We start from the raw sequence: 2,350 nt of genomic DNA, 5'->3' as shown, positions 1-2,350 counted from the left end.
GCTCGCCCGTTAGACCCGTCGGGAGCGGCGCCACGGCGCCGCACGGGGCAGGGGAGGACGGGCATGAACGGCATACCGCCGCTCGTCGACCAGTAAGCAGGCCGGGCGTCTCGCCATCGAGGCGTTCACTCTGGCCGGTGACCCCCGGGCCTTCCCCGGGCAGATCGCCGACGAGAAGTACAAGCCCTGGAAGCCCACCAGGCTCCTGACCCGGAGCCCGCTCTTCAAGGGCCCCCCGGGAGCGCGGTGCGACGGGCGGCGCGTCAACGACGAGAACACCGGACTGCCTGTCCTCGGCATCTGGCCCGGCGGCCGTTCCGCCGGTGGGAAGACATGGGCCCAGCTGGAGCGGGACGCGGCCCGCACCTACGTCACCCAAGGCTTCGCCGCACTGCCGAAGGACGCCGGCACCCCGGCGGGCGAGCTGCCCTGCGAGTGGTTCACGGTCGTGGCCGACAACGGGAAACCCCTCACGGCCCAGGAGCACCCCCAGTCCGGCCTGCGCCCGCAGTACGCCGAATTCCGTGACTGGGCACGGCGGATGAGGATGCCGTGGCTGGCCAACAAGGCCCAGCCCGAGTACCCGGACCGCCCCTCCGCCACCGTGCCCGAGGTCCCGAAGGCGCCGGTGGTGGACGGCCGGGCCGGCGCCGGCGAATACCCCGGAGAGGCGCTTGGGCTCACGCACTGGGAGGGCACGCGCTGTTCGTCCCGGAACGACTGCGCGGCCGACGCCCGCTTCACCCGCAACGGCGACGACCTCTACGTCCTGGTGCACGTCACGGACGACCGGAAGGGCGCCGGACTCGACCGCGAGAAGGACTGCAAACGGCACTGGCGCACGGACTCCGTCGAGATCGCCCTCGACCCGCAGGGCCGCTCCGACGACACGTCCACCACCTTCAAGGCCGCCGTCCTCCCCTTCACGGCGAACGGAGGAGGACCCTGCGCGGAGCGCGACGGAGACAACCGGCAGGGCCCGGCCGCCACGACCGCGCCCGGCATGCTCGTCGCGTCCACGGTGACCGAGCCGTACGAGGGCTACACGGTGGAAGCGAGGATCCCCCTCACCGACCTCCCCGCGCCCGTCGACCCCGACCGTCTCACCGCGAACGTCCTCGTCTACGACTCCGACACCCAGGACAGGACGGGCCGGTCCCGGCTCGCGTGGTCCGCGTTCGGCAGCGCCCAGGCCGACCCGTACGTCTGGGGCACCCTGAGCCTTCCCGGCTACATCCCGCCGCCCGGCCGCCCGACGCGTCCCGCCGAGCTTCCGCTGGAATCCGTTCGGAGCAGGGATTCCGCGCTCTCCCTCGACCAGTACCGCCGCACCGGCGTCCCCCTCGGCGGGGGCTCGCGACGCACGTCCCCGGACACCCCCTAGGATCCGTGTCGTGAAGTGACGACCCGCGCACATCGACCGCAGGACGCCGTCCGAGCCCTGCTCCGGCGTCGGTCCGGCGCGCCCGCGTCCGCCCTCGGCCACTTCACACGATCGGATTCCTCATGACCGGCATGACCCACCCGACCCACATGCCCGACGACATGTTCCTCGGCCACGTCGCCGACCGGCTCGCGACCCTGCGGGCCGTGCAGGCCGTCACCCTCGGCGGCTCGCGTGCCGACGGCACGCACACCCCGGACAGCGACTGGGACCTGGCCGTGTACTACCGGGGCGGCTTCGACCCCGCCGAGCTGCGCGCGGTCGGCTGGCCGGGCGAGGTCTTCGAGATCGGCGACTGGGGAGGCGGCGTCTTCAACGGCGGGGCCTGGCTCAGGATCGACGGCCGGCGCGTCGACGTCCACTACCGCGACCTCGACGTCGTCGAACACGAACTCGCCGAGGCCCGGCAGGGCCGCTTCCACTGGGAGCCGCTGATGTTCCACCTCGCGGGCATCCCCAGCTATCTGGTGGTCGCCGAACTCGCCGTCAACCGGGTGCTGCGCGGCACCCTTCCCCGCCCCGCCTACCCCGAGGCGCTGCGTGCCGCGGCTCCGCCGGTGTGGCGGGAGCGGGCGGCCCTGACGCTCCAGTACGCCAAGGGTGCGTACGTCCACAGCGGCCAGGCCGCCGAGGTCGCGGGAGCGCTGGCCACCGCCGCCCTGCAGACGGCGCACGCCGTGCTGGCGGCGCGCGGCGCATGGGTCACCAACGAGAAGCGGCTCCTGCGGCGCGCGGGGCTGCGTGACATCGACGGGATCGTGGCCGGACTGCGGCCGGAGCCCGGCGCCCTGACCCGGGCGATCACGGAGGCGGAGAGGTTGTTCGAGGCGGCGGCCTGAGGTCTCACGGTCGTCCGGACGCGCCGCCGGTGGGCGGCGCGTCCGTCTCGTCCTTCTTCCAGGGGCC

The 2,350-nt window shown here is 73.6% G+C and carries 2 protein-coding genes; both read left to right on the top strand.

The features are described 5' to 3' along the window. Window positions 1-448 precede the first annotated feature (448 nt). A complete protein-coding gene (locus tag AB0K09_RS32590; RefSeq protein ID WP_366069004.1) occupies window positions 449-1,384 on the top strand; it encodes a sugar-binding protein in 936 nt (311 codons plus the stop codon). Window positions 1,385-1,515: 131 nt separating this feature from the next. Further along, complete coding sequence (locus AB0K09_RS32585; protein WP_366069003.1) at window positions 1,516-2,283, top strand: nucleotidyltransferase domain-containing protein; 768 nt, start codon at window positions 1,516-1,518, stop codon at window positions 2,281-2,283. The last annotated feature ends 67 nt before the right edge of the window (window positions 2,284-2,350 follow it).

It is taken from the genome of Streptomyces sp. NPDC049577 (genome assembly GCF_040675635.1).
Lineage (GTDB): Bacteria > Actinomycetota > Actinomycetes > Streptomycetales > Streptomycetaceae > Streptomyces.
The sequence above is the reverse complement of the archived record's forward strand: the minus strand, read 5'-3'. Positions and strand labels throughout refer to the sequence as shown.

Coding starts and splice junctions, on each gene's coding strand:
- AB0K09_RS32585 (WP_366069003.1), top strand. CDS start 1,516: ATGACCCACCCGACCCACATGCCCGACGACATGTTCCTCGGCCACGTC.